The organism is Staphylococcus sp. HMSC36A10 (genome assembly GCF_001838845.1).
GTDB classification, from domain to species: Bacteria; Bacillota; Bacilli; order Staphylococcales; family Staphylococcaceae; genus Staphylococcus; species Staphylococcus aureus.
Genome location: NZ_KV839122.1, coordinates 132,478 through 148,090 on the forward strand (window position 1 = coordinate 132,478; position 15,613 = coordinate 148,090).

The following is a 15,613-nucleotide window of genomic DNA, read 5'->3' on the forward strand; positions in this document are numbered from 1 at the left end:
TTATGCTATTTACGTTTCTTTTTATTTTAGTAAATTGATTCGATATCACCTTTTTTTGATGATTTATTTAAAATGTAACCTAAAATCAAAGTAATAATAACTACAACAATTGCAATTGCACAACCAATATTAAATGTATGTTTATAAAATACAGCGTATACCACTGCACCTAATAAACCACCGGCAATTGGTCCTAAGATAGGAACGATTGCATATGACCAATTTGAACCACCTTTACCAGCTATTGGTAAAATCGCATGTGCAATTCTCGGACCTAAATCACGTGCTGGGTTGATTGCATAACCAGTAGCACCGCCTAAACTTAATCCGATTGCAACAATTAATGCTCCGACAATTAAAGGATTTAAACCATCGGCAATTTTGTTTACACCGATAAATAAAATACCTAAAGTTAATGCCATTGTTCCGATAATCTCACTTAAAAAGTTGGCAAAGTAATTCTTAATAGCCGGTGCTGTAGAGAAAACACCTAATTTCGCGCCAGCTTCTTCTGTCGCTTTCCAATGTGGCAAGTACATTAACCATACAATTGTTGCTCCGACAATTGCACCTAACATTTGAGCAACAATATAACCAGGAACTAATGACCAATCAAAACTTCCGTCTAATGCAAGAGCTAAAGACACCGCTGGGTTTAAATGTGCACCTGAGAATTGACCGACAGCAAACACACCCATTGTAACCGCTAATCCCCATCCAGCTGTGATGACAATCCAATCAGCACCATTCGCAGCACTTCTCTTTAAATTGACATTGGCACAAACGCCACCACCAAAAAGGATTAAGATTGCAGTTCCTAGGAATTCTGCTAAATATACATTCATATTAAATGTCCTCCCAAAAAGATAAAGAGATTCCTACACTAGCAGTTTGGCTCGTAGAAATCTCCCGTCTCTATTCTATGTATTAACTTTTATTATATTTGTTATGATACTATCGATATGAAAGCGTTGTCAATGGTTTTTGTAAAAATTTTGTCAAATTTAATTTTTCAAGTCTTTATAAAAGTAGTTTAATTTGAAAACTAGAAATATCAATCCGCACTAATTTATTTATGACGCCATTATGTTTAATTGACATTCTTCAGCCATATTTTTTATGACTAGTTGCATTTTTTACTAATAAACACCTCTAAAACTTTAATGATTTTAATCGTTTTAGAGGTGCTAATTATGTTATTTAATTATTCTTTGTATGATACCTTAAATACCTTATTACATATCCCATATGAAAACGGCTTTTTTAATATGTTATATGACTAAATCTCGTGAAAAATGAAATTTTTGCAGACTTATGATTTACCAAAGTTTATCATAACTAGTTGTTACATATTTCGCTCCATTTTTAACAGCTTCATTGACTTCATCTATTGTATTAATTAGGCCACCTGCAATGACTTGTGTGTTTGTTTCTTTCTGAATATGATGAATCGCTTTACTCGCAACACCTGGAAGTACTTCAACAAAATCAGGTTCAACTTTTTTTATCAAATCTATACTGCGTTTCAATGCTTGACTATCAATAATAAATACTCTAAAAATCGTTAAAGTATTTAATGATTTAGCTTTTTTTATTACTTTAGATTTAGTCGATACGATACCTTTTGGCTTGTATTGCTGAATAATAAATTCACTTGCAAATTCATCGTGGCTTAAACCTTTTATCAAATCTATATGAATAAAACACTCTATATGATTTTGCTTCAGCAATTCCATAATACTTTTTATATGTCCTATATGCATATCTAGAAGCACACACATTTTATAATCTGTTTTAATCAGTTTCTCTAAATCTTTAATGTTTCTTATGGCAGGCAATATGTTGTTATTCACTTGATTCATCCTCTCTACATCACACGCTTAAATAATTTTTCTAATTCGTATTTTGAAAAATTAATGATAATTGGACGACCATGTGGACATGTAAATGGATCTTCCGCTTCTCTTAATTGATCAATTAAATCAGACATTTCATGTTTTTGTAAATAATGATTCGCTTTAATAGATTTTTTACATGACATCATGATTGCTACATCTTCACGTAATTTTTTGATATCTACTTTTTTCTCTTCCAAAATTAGCTCAATCATATCTTTAATAATTTCTTCTACTTCATCTTTAGGGAACCAAACTGGATAGCTACTTACAATATAATCATGACCACCAAAATGTTCTAACATGATACCTACTTGTTGAAGCTCATTTTTATATTGATCAATGACTAATTGTTCATCTTTTGAAAAATGAAATGTTAACGGGATTAATAAATCTTGTACTTCATTGGTAACTTCACCTATTTTATCTCGAAAATATTCATATTTTATTCTTTCTTGAGCTGCATGCTGGTCAATCATGTACATGCCAAATTCATTTTGAGCAATAATATACGTTCCATGTACTTGGCCAACAATTTCCATATATGGAATTCTTCGTTTAGGGTCTTTACTTTTTGTTCCTTTAATATCGTTTACATCATAATAATCATCAGACGCTTTATTCTCATAATTTTGCACAGATGTATCGTCATTCGAATCAAATGTTTGATCCATTTCTTGTAGAATTTCTTGTTGCTTTTTGAAGTAGTCTTCATCTTTTTCACGTGTATTATTATAACCGGAAGATTCATCATCAGCTATTAAACTTTCAGACGTTTTCGTTACGAATGGATTATATGAATCTTCTCTTATAACTATTTCATCGTTTTGATTTTCTACCATAAATGGCTTACTGTTACTTTCTTCAGATGAAAACGTCTTCTCTTGATTATTCTCTGTGTTTTGTCTTTGTTCAAATTCGATTTTTTGTTGTTCGAATGAATGTAACACTTTATTTTTTTTCGGCACATAATCCAAGTTATTTTTAGGAATTAATATACGGTCTTTAAATGCTTCTTGTATTTTGCTCACTATCAATTGATATAGTTGCTCTTCTTTTGATAAACGCACTTCTAGTTTTGTTGGATGAACATTTACGTCTACTAAGATTGGATCCATTTCAATATTAATATAACAAATCGGGAACCTACCTATTGTTAAGAGTGTATGATAGCCTTCTAAAATCGCTTTATTTAGCATAAAGTTTTTAATGTATCGTCCATTAATAAAAATAGAAATATAGTGCTTATTACTTCTAGAATGTTCAGGCTTTGCAACAAAACCTTCAATGTGATAATCACTTGTATCTCCAGATATATGTACTAAATCTCGTGCAACTTTCATCCCATAAATCTCTGCCATCACTTCATTAGTTCGTCCTGAACCATTTGTACTTAACATTGTTTTGCCATCTGAAATGAGTGCTATTCGAATGTCCGGATGGCTCATAGCCATTCTGTTGACAATATCTGTTATTTTACCTAGTTCAGTGTATAAACTTTTAATATATTTTAAACGTGCTGGTGTATTATAAAATAATGATTCTACAAGTATATCTGTTCCTTTTTTCGCTTTTGCAGGCTTATGATTTAATATTTCACCATTTTCTACATATATTTCATTTCCATTAGCATTATCCGTGCAAGTCTTCAATGTTACTTTAGCAACTGATGAAATACTGGCTAGTGCTTCACCACGGAATCCTAATGTCCTAATATGAAATAAATCTTCATCTTGATCTAATTTACTAGTCGCATGTCTATGAAATACTAATCCTAAGTCTTCCGCTTCAATTCCGCTTCCATTATCGACTACGCGAATAGATTGGACGCCAGATTCCTCTACTTCAATGCTTATTTCTGTAGCGCCTGCATCTATAGCATTTTCCAACAGTTCTTTCACAACAGAACTCGGTCTTTCAACTACTTCACCTGCTGCGATTTTATTTGCTAATGAGGTTTGGAGTTCTTTAATTTTCCCCATTTTGCAACACCTCTATTTTAATTGATTTTGTAATTCACTTAACTTCACCAATGCCTCAATTGGTGTCATATTAGATAAATTCAAATTTTTAATTTGTAGTTCAATCTCGCTTTCTTGATCATTTTCAAACAAATCAAATGATGCTTGTTCAAAGTCTTTTTGAGATAAAGTATCAGTTGTTTCTTCAACACTTAAGTTTAAATTTTCTTGATTAATTTCAGGTTCATTTTCGACCATTTTTAAATTTGATATCGATGATTTTTTACCAGCAGACGCTTCAAACTCGCTTAGGATCACTTGTGCTCTGCTAATAACTTTTTCAGGTAAATCAGCTAATTTCGCAACTTGAATACCATAACTATCGTCAACTGCACCATCTTTGACTTTATGCAAGAATATAAGTTCACCTTTATATTCATTAGCAGCGACGTGAACATTTTTTAGACTTGGTAATGCTTGATCTAATGTTGTCAATTCATGATAATGTGTTGAAAATAACGTTTTAGCATGCGATGTTTCAGCTACATACTCTATCATTGCCTGCGCTAAAGCTAAACCGTCATACGTTGAAGTACCACGTCCAATTTCATCGAAAATAATCAAACTATCCTCTGTTGCATAAGTTAATGCCTTTTGTGCTTCTAGCATTTCTACCATAAACGTACTCTTACCTGAAACCAAATCATCTGCCGCACCTATTCTAGTGAATATTTGATCAAATATAGGTAACACTGCCTCTTTACAAGGGACATAAGCTCCCATTTGGGCCATTATACTAATTATGGCAACTTGTCTCATATATGTCGATTTACCAGACATATTCGGACCTGTAATTAAATATATAAATGTTTCATTATCTAATCGACAATTATTAGGCACATAGTCATTATAATCCATTACTCTTTCCACTACTGGGTGCCTAGATTCCACTAATTCTAATGTTTTATTTTCACTAAATGAAGGCCTAGTGTAATTATATTTTTGAGCAATTTCTGCAAAGCTCTGTAAACAATCTAGCTCTGAAATAATTTTAGCTTGTTGTTGTAAACGTTCAGTATATTTTTTAACTTCTTCACGTAGCTGAACAAATAATTGATATTCTAATTCGATGGCTTTGTCTTCCGCACCTAAAATGATATCTTCTTTTTCTTTAAGTTCATCAGTTATAAAACGTTCAGCATTCGATAACGTTTGCTTCCTCATATAACCAAATTCACTTGGTTCAAAATTTTGCAAGTTGGCACGTGTTATTTCTATAAAATAACCAAACACTTTATTAAAGCTTATTTTCAATGATTTTATTCCTGTACGTTGTCTTTCTTTGGCTTGTAATTCTGCTAACCATGTTTTTCCGTTTTTTGAAGCTTCAAGATATTCATCTAATTGCGTATTAAAACCAACTTTGAATAGTCCGCCATCTTTAACTGAAATTGGTGGTTCTTCTACTAAACTCTGTTCTAATATATCAAGTAAATCATCAAGGGGTTCTAGTTGATTAACTTGTACAAGCGTATTCTGATTCATAGAATTTAGTAATGCTTTAATATTCGGTATTTCAGAAATGGAATGTTTAAGTTGAATTAAATCTCTCGCATTAACATTTCCGTAACTAACACGCCCAACAAGACGTTCAATATCATACACTTGATTAAGATATGTTCTTAAGGTGTCTCTTTCTATGAAATGAGCACTAAATTCATCAACGATATCTAATCGTGCTTCAATTTGTTCTTTACTTATTAGTGGTCTATCTATCCATTGTTTTAAGCGGCGTGCTCCCATTGGTGTTTTCGTTTCGTCCATTAGCCAAAGTAGCGTTCCTTTTTTTGATTTTAATCGAATGCTTTCCGTTAACTCAAGGTTTCTCTTAGCATAAAAATCCATTTTCATATAATCTATAGCTGCATATTGAACAACATCCTCGATATGCGATAAATCACGTTTTTGTGTATGATGAATATAATCTAGCAATAATTGTGTCGCTTGATACATTAATTTATGTTCAGTTTGATTCACACTATAGATTTCTGATGATAACGTTTCCCTGACTGTTATTGTTTCTGTCACCATATTAATTTGTCTTTTTAAATTATCGGAAATATTGTCATTGATAACAACTTCGTTAGGGTTTATCGTCGTAATTTCATTTAATAAAGTCGCTTCATCATTAAAATGTGTAACCTTTAATTCGCCAGTAGAAACATCACAGTAACTAAGCGCAATTTCAGGTTGATTCATAACAAAACTTAAAATATAGTTATTTTGTTTATCATCTACACCACCTTGCTCCATCACAGTTCCTGGAGTCACAATTCTTACTACCTCACGTCTAACCATACCTTTCGTTTGTTTCGGATCTTCCATCTGTTCACAAATAGCTACTTTATATCCATTATTAACAAGTGTATCTATATAACTATCTGCAGAATGATACGGAACACCACACATCGGAATTGGATTTTCTTTTTTAGCATCTCTTTTAGTCAAAGTAATTTCAAGTACACGTGATGCCTCCTTGGCATCTTCATAAAACATTTCATAGAAATCACCTAGTCTAAAAAATAATAAGCAATCTTGGTATTCTGATTTTATTTTTAAATATTGCTGCATCATTGGTGTAACATTAGACATATTATTTCTTCACAACCCTTGTCTCTTTTTAAAATTTGTCTTTACAATATATTCGTTTGTAAGCTTTTTAATTATTAATTATTTAACTTATACATTTTAACATACTTACTTTTACAAACCTATTCATACCATATAATCACGAAGCATCTTAAATGTATAAGAAAACGCCTCAAACCTAATAAAATGTGTCAATAGCATGTTTAGAATTAAATTAAAATTCTAACATTCAAGACATTTAATTAAGTAAGGGCGTTCAATATTAAAATGAACAATGACTCTGTTTGAAATCATATATCATAAATTTATTTTATAAACCTTTGAAGAATACCACGTTTTTTTAGAGTAATTAATAAGAAATAACTTATAATAGATCCGATAGCACTTGAGACTATGAACGTAATCATTAACGGTTTAATGAAGAAGTCTTGAAGCCCGAGGAAATATGCTAATGGTATACAAATTAAACTTCCGATGACACCAGTTCCAAGTACTTCACCGACCGCGGCCATGAATATATGTTTACGATATATGTAAAACATACTAGCCAATAAAACTCCAATCATACTACCTGGAAATGCAAAAGCTGTACCAGTACCAAAAAGAACTCTTAAAATTGATGATATAAGCGCTTGAGCTAATCCATACCAAGGACCTACTATGACCGCACTTAATACATTTACAAAATGCTGTACTGGTGCTGCCTTAACTGGTCCTAGAGGAATGATGATAATACTGCTTAATACAACATTTATTGCAATTAAAAGTGCAGTTATAGCCAGTTTTCTTGATTTCATATGATTGTTCTCCTTTTTGTTTGTAATTAATCACTATGTTTGGCTTTATTATGGTCATTTAAACGTGTTTCCATTGTTGATACAAACATTTTCAATAATTGATTCGCTTCATATTGTGAAGTTTGAAACTGTTCAACTATGGGCAATGTATTTATTTCTGCTTCTATACTTTGAATGGTATGTTCCGACTGTTCTAGCGCATTTTGTTTCCCGTAATTTTGAAAGTTTACTGCTTGTTTTTGATGCTTTTTTAACATATCCATTTTAGTCTTTATCGTTTGGTTCTGATGAATCTGTGCTTCAATTTGTTGATATGTTTTGATAGTATCCAAATTTTTAATTTTATTTGCAATATTATCCGCTTGTTTCAACACGTCATCTTTATTATACATTTATTGAATCACCATTTCCGGCTCTACTTCCTTTACAAAACTGCCATTTAATGAATACTGTTTAGCTTCATCTATTCGTACTTCCACTAGTTTACCAATCATTTCTTTAGGCGCTTTGAAATTAACTAGCTTATTTTTATCAGTGTAGCCAGCAAGAACCTGATCATCTTTTTTACTACTACCTTCACAAAGTACTGTTACAGTTTGTCCTTCGTACTTACTCATAGCTATTTGTGAATAATGACCAACTTTTTTATTCAAACGTTGCAATCGTTCCTTTTTGACATCTAAAGGTACATTATCTTTCATTTTAGCAGCAGGCGTACCATCACGTTGTGAATACAAGTACGTATATGCATGTTCAAAACCAACTTCATCATACAGAGTTAAAGTTTCTTCAAATTGTTCCTCTGATTCATTTGGATACCCTACAATAATATCTGTAGTTAATGCTACATTAGCAATTCTATCTTTGATTCGTTTTACTAAATCCAAATAACTTTCTCGTGTATATTTTCTACCCATTATTTTTAATACTGCATTATTTCCAGATTGAACTGGCAAGTGGATATGCGGAACGATATTACCACCCTCTGAAATAACATCAATCATGTGATCTGTAAAGTCCCAAGGATGACTTGTTGTGAAACGAACTCTTGGAATCGCTATTTTAGAAATTGCTTGTAAAAGATCTCCTAAGTCATATTCTATATCCTGTAAATCTTTACCATAAGAATTTACATTTTGACCTAAAAGCGTTATTTCTTTGTAACCTTCACGAGCAAGTTCACGTACTTCATCTATAATGTCTTCAGGTCTACGGCTTCGTTCTTTACCTCTTGTAAATGGAACAATACAATATGTACAAAACTTATCACAACCATACATAATATTGACCCATGCTTTAATGTTGCCTTCACGGACTTTTGGAAGATTTTCAATAACGTCTCCTTCTTTAGACCATACTTCAACAACCATTGCTTTAGATAAGTATGCTTCTTCTAAAATTTCTGGTAAATGATGAATATTATGTGTACCAAATATCATATCTACATTTTGATACGATTTTAAAATTTTATTCACTACTGACTCTTCTTGTGACATACAACCACAAACACCGATTAAAATATCAGGTCGTTCTTTTTTCAAATGCTTCAAATTACCTATTTCACTAAACACTTTGTTCTCGGCATTTTCTCTAATCGCACATGTATTAATTAAAATAACATCTGCAGTGTTAATATCAGTCGTTGCTTGATAGCCTAATGCTTCAAGTATACCAGCAATGACCTCAGTGTCATGTGCATTCATTTGACATCCATATGTTTTAATTAAAAATGTACGCTCGTTCCCCATACCGCGATATTTTTCATCAATTTGGAAATCTCTATTATAACGAACTTCTTGTTTACCTCTTTTTTTCGCTTCTTTTAAATTAGGCGGCTGATAAACATGTTCAAAATATTTACTATAATCTTTTTCTGCTTTCTTATCTCTCTCAGCTAAAACATCTACAGAACTTGCTTTTCTTTGTTCTTCGTTCACTTTACAAAATCCTTTCTATTTGCCCGTATCATTTAATAATTATATTAAATTTAACTATAAAGTGCAAAAACAGTTAAAGTTATACGTCATCTCTAACAAGCCAATTCAAATCCAGTTTACTTCACTTTTAATGTTATTCATCATATTTTTCAGTTAAAGTTTCAATAGTGATGCCATCTGGCACATGATAAAACTTAACTTGGCTAATAATACTTGGACATTCAAGTTCCACCATTCGTTCATTTAATGATTGTATTAAAATTAAACATTCATTCATATTTCCTTGTACTGTCGTTTCTAACGGACCTACTCTAAAATGCATACCAGATTCGTCAATTATTTTAATCGCCTCGTCTACATAAGGTATAACATTGTCATTGTTTGGTGTTTTAGGAATTATTTGTATACTCATTAATGTGTCTTTCATTTTTAAAAACTCCTTTATTTTTTGTAATAGTAAAAAACTGAGTAGCATAAATGGATCTGTTATAAATACATTTATACGACTCAGTTTTAATTATTAAATAAATTGTTCAGTTAATGCATTGAAGGTGTCTTCAGTAATTTTGATATCTCTTTTAGCAAGTGGTGTATCATCTAACTCTTTAATTTGAGATTCATATGATGGTGTTTCTTTATCTTGATAAACAATACCAGTTACTAAAGATTCATGTTCAATAACAGTTCTAGTCGCTAATTGTTTATCTGTAGAATCATAATTTTCAATGTCATCAACACTTGTTAAATGTTCTTTAAACCAATCGTATGTGTTAATTTTATTATAAGTCACACATGGTGAAAAGACATTAACGAATGAAAATCCATCATGATTAATTGCATCTTCAATTAGTTTTGTTAATCCTTTAATATCACTTGAAAAACCTTGGGCTACAAATGTGGCACCAGATGATAATGCTAATTCTAAAGGCGCAACATTTTTTTCTATATTACCTTTTGGCGTTGTTTTAGTAACAAATCCTACTGCTGATGACGGCGATGTTTGTCCCTTTGTCAAACCATAAATTTGATTATCCATGACTATATACGTCATGTTCATATTTCTTCTTAAAGCATGGATTGTATGCCCCATACCTATAGCATAACCATCACCATCTCCTCCAGATGCAATAACAGTTAAATCTTTATTCGCCATTTTTACACCTTGAGCTAAAGGTAATGCACGTCCGTGAATAGAATGAACGCCATAAGAATTAATATATCCTGAAAGACGGCCAGAACATCCTATACCGGTGATGATAGCTACTTCTTCAGGTTCTAACCCTATATTTGCGGCTGCTTTTTGAATTGCAGCTTGTACTGAGAAATCGCCACATCCAGGGCACCAGTTAGGCTTAACATTATTTCTAAAATCTTTAAATGTCGCCATCTATACCATCTCCTTTATTTCAGTAGCAATTATTTTGCCTTTTTCTTCGATTTCATGTGGTAGGAAAGGTGTCCCATCATACTTTGTATAATTTTCAATCTTATCATGAATATTGACATTCATTTTTATAATACTAGCCAATTGTCCTTGATAATTGTGCTCCACTACAACGACTTTCTTCGCTTTATTAACTGCATCTTGAATAACGCTTGTTGGGAATGGATGCAATTGTCTAATTTGTATAGTGTTAACTTTTATGCCTTGTTGATTCAAACGGTTACTACCTTCTTGAATTGCACCTTTTGTAGAAATAAAACCGATATAAAGAATATCTGCATCCTCATGTTGTAAGTTAGCTTCTACTGGCGATTCAATTAGTAACTGCTCAATTTTACGCATTCGTTTTTCCATTTGTTGTTGTCTATTTGACGCAGATTCACTAGGTTTACCTTCTTCATTGTGTTCCACACCAGTTATATGATGAATACCTCCTTTAACACCGGGGATAGGTCTAGGAGAAACACCATTGGATGTTAACGCATAACGCTTGAAATAACCTTTATCATCTTCTTCACGTTCAATATCAGATTGAATGATTTCACCACGTTTAATTTCAATGCGATTATAATCTAATTTTTCAACAGTTTGTTTACCTAAAGATAATTGCAAATCACTTAAAACTATAACAGGGCATTGATATTGTTCTGCTAAATTAAAGGCTTCCATAGTTAAATAAAATGCATCTTCTGCATCAGTTGGTGCTACAACTATTTTTGGAATATCACCATGTGTACCATAAATCATTTGCATTAAATCTGACTGTTCTTGTTTCGTAGGTAATCCAGTAGAAGGTCCACCTCGTTGAGTATTAATAATGACTAATGGCGTTTCAGTCATACCAGATAATCCAATTGCTTCCATCATTAAAGATAAACCTGGACCAGCACTAGCCGTAAACGCTCTGACTCCACCATAATTTGCACCAATAGCCATAGTTACAGCAGCAATTTCATCTTCTGTTTGAATAACCGCTCCGTTTACTTTAGATATATTGGCAATCATATATTCCATAACTTCAGACGCAGGTGTAATAGGATATGCCGCCATAAATTGTGAACCTGCAGCAATTGCACCTAATCCAATGGCATCGTTACCAATCATATATAGATGTGGTAGTGCATCTGTTGACTCTAATTCAAAGTCCCCGTCGATTTCAGGTAAGCGGGATTGCATTAATTGATAACCTTCGTTTAATGCTTGGATATTGACTTCAACTACCTTGTCACCTTTTTTAGAAAACATATTAGTAATAAGTTCTTCAAATGTATTTGTATTCAAATTCATCAATGCGCTAGTAGCACCTATTGCAACCATGTTTTTCATTAATGCTGTACCTAATTCTTTAGCGGTTGCTGTAAAAGGTAATTCAATAAGCTGTGCATGACATCCTTCTGGTTTCACAGGTTTAGCCTTGGCATCAGCTAAAATAATACTGTCTTCTCTCATTTCATGATGGTTAACATCAATTGTTTCTTGGTCAAATGCAATCAAAATATCTAAATCATCACTAATTGCATGAACAGGCGTCGTAGAAACTCTAATTTTATTATTCGTATGTCCACCTTTGATACGACTTGAAAAATGTCTATATCCATATAAATAATATCCTTTTCTATTCATAGCCGTAGCGAAGATTTCCCCAGTTGATTCAATACCTTCGCCTTGTTGACCGCCAACTTTCCACGATAATTGTGGTTTCATAGTTATATGCCTCCTATGGATATATTTCATATTAAATGATAACAAAAAGAACCACCGATTTACTATGTAAACAGTGGTACTATATTAAATTCATACTAATGGACGATAGGGTCCAATTCGAATGTTTACTTACGTAATTTTAAAATGTTGAAAATGGATGGTCATCATTTATCAATATACGTTCGATGTGCTTCGTTTTACCTTCTTTGTCTAAATCAATAACAACACCAGATAATACACTTCTACCTTCATTTGGAACAACATGTCTTTGTGGCAAACTAGTGATAAAACGCTCAATTACCTCTGTTTTATTTATTCCTAAAATGCCGTCATAAAAACCTGTCATACCAACATCCGTTATATACCCTGTCCCCTTCGGTAAAATACGTTCATCTGCTGTTTGAATGTGTGTATGCGTTCCAACAACAGCGCTAGCTCTACCATCTAAATGCCATCCCATTGCATACTTTTCAGAAGTTGTTTCTGCATGAAAATCAACAAATATAAACGGAGTTTGTTCTTGTGCTTCCTTGACTAATTGATCTGCCTTTTTAAAAGGATCATCAATATCTGGCATAAACGCTCTTCCTTGCAGATTAATAACTGCAAGTTTAATATCATTAATTTGTATAAATCTCATACCAATTCCCGGCGCTTCATCCGGAAAATTCGCTGGTCTTACTAGTCGTTTTGCTTCATCTATAAAATCATAAATTTCACGTTGACCATATGTGTGATTACCCATAGTCATGAAATCTACACCATTTCTTAGTAATTGTTTATATATTTTTTCAGTCAAACCTTTACCATGTGCTGCATTTTCAGCATTTACAATTGTAACTGTTGGTTTATACTTTTGCTTCAGTTGAGGTATGTACGTTTCAATTGCGTCTCGTCCAATTTTACCTACGATATCCCCTATAAACATTATTCTCATGTTTTGTTCATCCTCTCATAAATACTAGTTTAATTCATACGTTCTAATATTTAAAGTAAATATTAAATTCTTTGAATTATTTTTCTTCAATTATAGAGAGACATTACTTTGTCTGAAAACTTCAATATGTTAGTATTAAGACATCAAAATAAATAGGAGTTGTAAATAAATACATGTCTATTAATATTGATCCAGAAAAATTTGCAGAATTAGTGGTTATGTCTAACCCATCAAAATTCGAAGATGCAGAGGATATAGCTAAAGAAAGTTTAAAGCTTTACATTAATGCATATCGTTTAGCAGAGAGATATTCAACAATTGCAACAAATTGTTATGATACTGCAGAAGTTATAAAAGAATTAAAGAAAACAGATTTACAATTAAAATAACTCAACTTAGAAATAAATCCTAATTAATATTGCAGAAGAGAAGATGTGTTACATCTTCTCTTCTTTTTTATTGGTTAGAAAAGCACTCATCTTTAAAGGTTTACATAATATAAATATAGTAATTATGAAGCCTAAAACATTTTTATTAAAAGCAATAACTTCTTATTTAATATAAGGTCCGTCTTACTTTCAAATAACTACTGTTTACTATAGTTATTACCGATAAAGTGCTGTCTAATTAGATTGAGACTACAACTTAAAAAAGCTCCCTCACTAATTTGTGAGGGAGACAAAAATTATTTCGCATATTCTACTGCTCTAGTCTCTCGAACAACTGTCACCTTGATATGACCAGGATATTGTAATTCATCTTCAATCTGATTTTTAATATCTCTAGCCAATCGATAAGATTTTAAATCATCAATTTCTTCAGGAGATACAATCACTCGGATTTCTCTACCTGCCTGAATCGCAAATGCTTTTTCTACACCATCATAACTTTCTGATAACGTTTCTAAACGTTCTAATCGACGAATATAATTCTCTAATGTTTCTTTTCTTGCACCTGGACGAGCCGCAGACAATGCATCTGCAGCAGCAACAAGGATAGATATAATAGATGTAGGTTCAACATCACCATGATGAGAATGGATTGCATTAATAACCGTTTCATTTTCACCATATTTTTTCGCTAATTCTACACCGATTTCAACATGACTACCTTCTACTTCATGATCAATTGCTTTACCAACATCATGTAAAAGTCCAGCTCGTTTCGCTAATGTCTCATCTTCGCCTAGCTCAGCAGCTAACATACTAGCAAGATGCGCAACTTCAATTGAATGTTTAAGTACATTTTGACCGTAACTCGTACGATAGTTTAAACGCCCTACAATTTTTACTAAGTCAGGATGCATATTATGTGCGTTCACTTCAAATGTAGCTTGTTCACCTGCTTCTCTAATAATATCGTCTACTTCTTTTCTAGCTTTTTCGACCATATCTTCAATTCTACCTGGATGAATACGTCCATCAGATACTAAGTTAACAAGTGCTGTTCTAGCAATTTCTCTTCTTATTGGATCAAAACCAGATAATATAACCGCTTCTGGTGTGTCATCAATAATTAAATCAATGCCAGTTAAAGTTTCAAGTGTGCGGATGTTTCGTCCTTCTCGTCCAATGATTCGACCTTTCATCTCATCATTAGGTAAGTTAACTACTGATACCGTTGATTCACTTGTGTGATCTGCTGCTAATCTTTGTACTGCTGTAGCTAATAATTCTTTTGCTGTTTTATCAACTTTTTCTTTAGCTTCTTTTTCTTTTTCTTTAACAAGTACTGCAATATCTTGTGACAGTTCTTCCTCTACTCTTTGAAGTTGCTCATTAATAGCTTCTTCTTGAGTGAGACCGGAGATGCGTTCTAATTCTTGTTCATGCTTCATTATTAACGTTTGAACACTACTCTCTTTTGCATCTACTTGTTGTTGTTTTTCTTCAATTTTTGATTCTTTTTGCTCTAAAATCTCATCTTTTTTATCTAATAGATCAGATTTGCGCTCTAAGTTTTCTTCTTTTTGAAGAAGTCGGGTTTCTTGTCTTTGAAGTTCGCTACGTCTTTCTCGTAGTTCTGCTTCAGTTTGTTCTCTTAGGATTTGGTTTTCTTCTTTTGCCTCAAGTAATTTCTCTTTTTTGATATTGTCAGCTTCTTTATGTGCTTGATTTACAATATCTTCGGCAGTTTGTCTAGCTTGTGATTGCTTTTGAAGCAACAAATTTCGGGCAACAACATACCCTCCAACAACTCCTAGAATGATCCCCAGCAAAATGAGTAGGAGGCTTAATAAATTCACACAAACACCTCCTTTTCTAGGGTTTGCTCTTTATATGAAATTCA

The 15,613-nt window shown here is 32.5% G+C and carries 13 protein-coding genes; 1 reads left to right on the forward strand and 12 read right to left on the reverse strand.

Going from position 1 to position 15,613, the window contains the following annotated elements:
• Positions 1 to 26 precede the first annotated feature (26 nt).
• The 11 genes from HMPREF3247_RS09785 to HMPREF3247_RS09835 form a co-directional block, all read right to left on the reverse strand.
• Entirely contained in the window at positions 27 to 845 is an 819-nt protein-coding gene (locus HMPREF3247_RS09785; RefSeq protein WP_001103743.1) for an MIP/aquaporin family protein, read from the reverse strand.
• Between the two features lie 474 nt (positions 846 to 1,319).
• Positions 1,320 to 1,862, reverse strand: a complete 543-nt coding sequence (locus HMPREF3247_RS09790; RefSeq protein WP_001077635.1) for a glycerol-3-phosphate responsive antiterminator — start codon at positions 1,860 to 1,862, stop codon at positions 1,320 to 1,322.
• A 5-nt stretch (positions 1,863 to 1,867) separates the two neighbouring features.
• Positions 1,868 to 3,877, reverse strand: coding sequence for a DNA mismatch repair endonuclease MutL (gene mutL, locus HMPREF3247_RS09795; protein ID WP_000516264.1), 2,010 nt, complete (start codon positions 3,875 to 3,877; stop codon positions 1,868 to 1,870).
• A 12-nt stretch (positions 3,878 to 3,889) separates the two neighbouring features.
• Positions 3,890 to 6,508 carry a DNA mismatch repair protein MutS gene (mutS, locus tag HMPREF3247_RS09800; protein WP_000073352.1) on the reverse strand — a complete coding sequence of 873 codons (2,619 nt, stop codon included), beginning with the start codon at positions 6,506 to 6,508 and terminating at the stop codon, positions 3,890 to 3,892.
• 302 nt (positions 6,509 to 6,810) lie between these two features.
• Entirely contained in the window at positions 6,811 to 7,302 is a 492-nt protein-coding gene (gene thiW, locus HMPREF3247_RS09805) for an energy coupling factor transporter S component ThiW (protein ID WP_000842277.1), read from the reverse strand.
• A 26-nt stretch (positions 7,303 to 7,328) separates the two neighbouring features.
• Entirely contained in the window at positions 7,329 to 7,694 is a 366-nt protein-coding gene (locus HMPREF3247_RS09810; RefSeq protein ID WP_000282386.1) for a YlbF/YmcA family competence regulator, read from the reverse strand.
• On the reverse strand, positions 7,695 to 9,239 hold the full coding sequence (miaB, locus tag HMPREF3247_RS09815) for a tRNA (N6-isopentenyl adenosine(37)-C2)-methylthiotransferase MiaB (protein WP_001001517.1): 1,545 nt from the start codon (positions 9,237 to 9,239) through the stop codon (positions 7,695 to 7,697).
• A 133-nt stretch (positions 9,240 to 9,372) separates the two neighbouring features.
• Positions 9,373 to 9,666 (reverse strand): thiamine-binding protein, encoded by a 294-nt coding sequence (locus HMPREF3247_RS09820; RefSeq protein WP_000655669.1) that lies wholly within the window; start codon positions 9,664 to 9,666, stop codon positions 9,373 to 9,375.
• 93 nt (positions 9,667 to 9,759) lie between these two features.
• Positions 9,760 to 10,626: a 2-oxoacid:ferredoxin oxidoreductase subunit beta gene (locus HMPREF3247_RS09825; RefSeq protein ID WP_000190140.1), complete on the reverse strand. Its 867-nt coding sequence runs from the start codon at positions 10,624 to 10,626 to the stop codon at positions 9,760 to 9,762.
• The gene (locus HMPREF3247_RS09830) at positions 10,627 to 12,387 is read right to left on the reverse strand and encodes a 2-oxoacid:acceptor oxidoreductase subunit alpha (RefSeq protein WP_000804320.1); all 1,761 of its coding nucleotides are present in this window, start codon (positions 12,385 to 12,387) and stop codon (positions 10,627 to 10,629) included.
• Between the two features lie 139 nt (positions 12,388 to 12,526).
• On the reverse strand, positions 12,527 to 13,324 hold the full coding sequence (locus HMPREF3247_RS09835; RefSeq protein WP_001222105.1) for a TIGR00282 family metallophosphoesterase: 798 nt from the start codon (positions 13,322 to 13,324) through the stop codon (positions 12,527 to 12,529).
• 173 nt (positions 13,325 to 13,497) lie between these two features.
• Between HMPREF3247_RS09835 and HMPREF3247_RS09840 the strand changes: the two genes are divergently transcribed.
• The gene (locus tag HMPREF3247_RS09840; RefSeq protein WP_000026308.1) at positions 13,498 to 13,713 is read left to right on the forward strand and encodes a hypothetical protein; all 216 of its coding nucleotides are present in this window, start codon (positions 13,498 to 13,500) and stop codon (positions 13,711 to 13,713) included.
• Positions 13,714 to 14,009: 296 nt separating this feature from the next.
• On the opposite strand, the gene rny is transcribed toward HMPREF3247_RS09840, so the two are convergent.
• A complete protein-coding gene (gene rny, locus HMPREF3247_RS09845; RefSeq protein WP_001050913.1) occupies positions 14,010 to 15,569 on the reverse strand; it encodes a ribonuclease Y in 1,560 nt (519 codons plus the stop codon).
• Between the last annotated feature and the right edge of the window lie 44 nt (positions 15,570 to 15,613).

What these genes read in the sequence shown, in the direction of transcription:
- HMPREF3247_RS09785 (WP_001103743.1), bottom strand. Translation starts at nt 845, where the DNA reads ATGAATGTATATTTAGCAGAATTCCTAGGAACTGCAATCTTAATCCTT.
- HMPREF3247_RS09790 (WP_001077635.1), bottom strand. Translation starts at nt 1,862, where the DNA reads ATGAATCAAGTGAATAACAACATATTGCCTGCCATAAGAAACATTAAA.
- mutL (WP_000516264.1), bottom strand. Translation starts at nt 3,877, where the DNA reads ATGGGGAAAATTAAAGAACTCCAAACCTCATTAGCAAATAAAATCGCA.
- mutS (WP_000073352.1), bottom strand. Translation starts at nt 6,508, where the DNA reads ATGTCTAATGTTACACCAATGATGCAGCAATATTTAAAAATAAAATCA.
- thiW (WP_000842277.1), bottom strand. Translation starts at nt 7,302, where the DNA reads ATGAAATCAAGAAAACTGGCTATAACTGCACTTTTAATTGCAATAAAT.
- HMPREF3247_RS09810 (WP_000282386.1), bottom strand. Translation starts at nt 7,694, where the DNA reads ATGTATAATAAAGATGACGTGTTGAAACAAGCGGATAATATTGCAAAT.
- HMPREF3247_RS09820 (WP_000655669.1), bottom strand. Translation starts at nt 9,666, where the DNA reads ATGAAAGACACATTAATGAGTATACAAATAATTCCTAAAACACCAAAC.
- HMPREF3247_RS09825 (WP_000190140.1), bottom strand. Translation starts at nt 10,626, where the DNA reads ATGGCGACATTTAAAGATTTTAGAAATAATGTTAAGCCTAACTGGTGC.
- HMPREF3247_RS09830 (WP_000804320.1), bottom strand. Translation starts at nt 12,387, where the DNA reads ATGAAACCACAATTATCGTGGAAAGTTGGCGGTCAACAAGGCGAAGGT.
- HMPREF3247_RS09835 (WP_001222105.1), bottom strand. Translation starts at nt 13,324, where the DNA reads ATGAGAATAATGTTTATAGGGGATATCGTAGGTAAAATTGGACGAGAC.
- HMPREF3247_RS09840 (WP_000026308.1), top strand. Translation starts at nt 13,498, where the DNA reads ATGTCTATTAATATTGATCCAGAAAAATTTGCAGAATTAGTGGTTATG.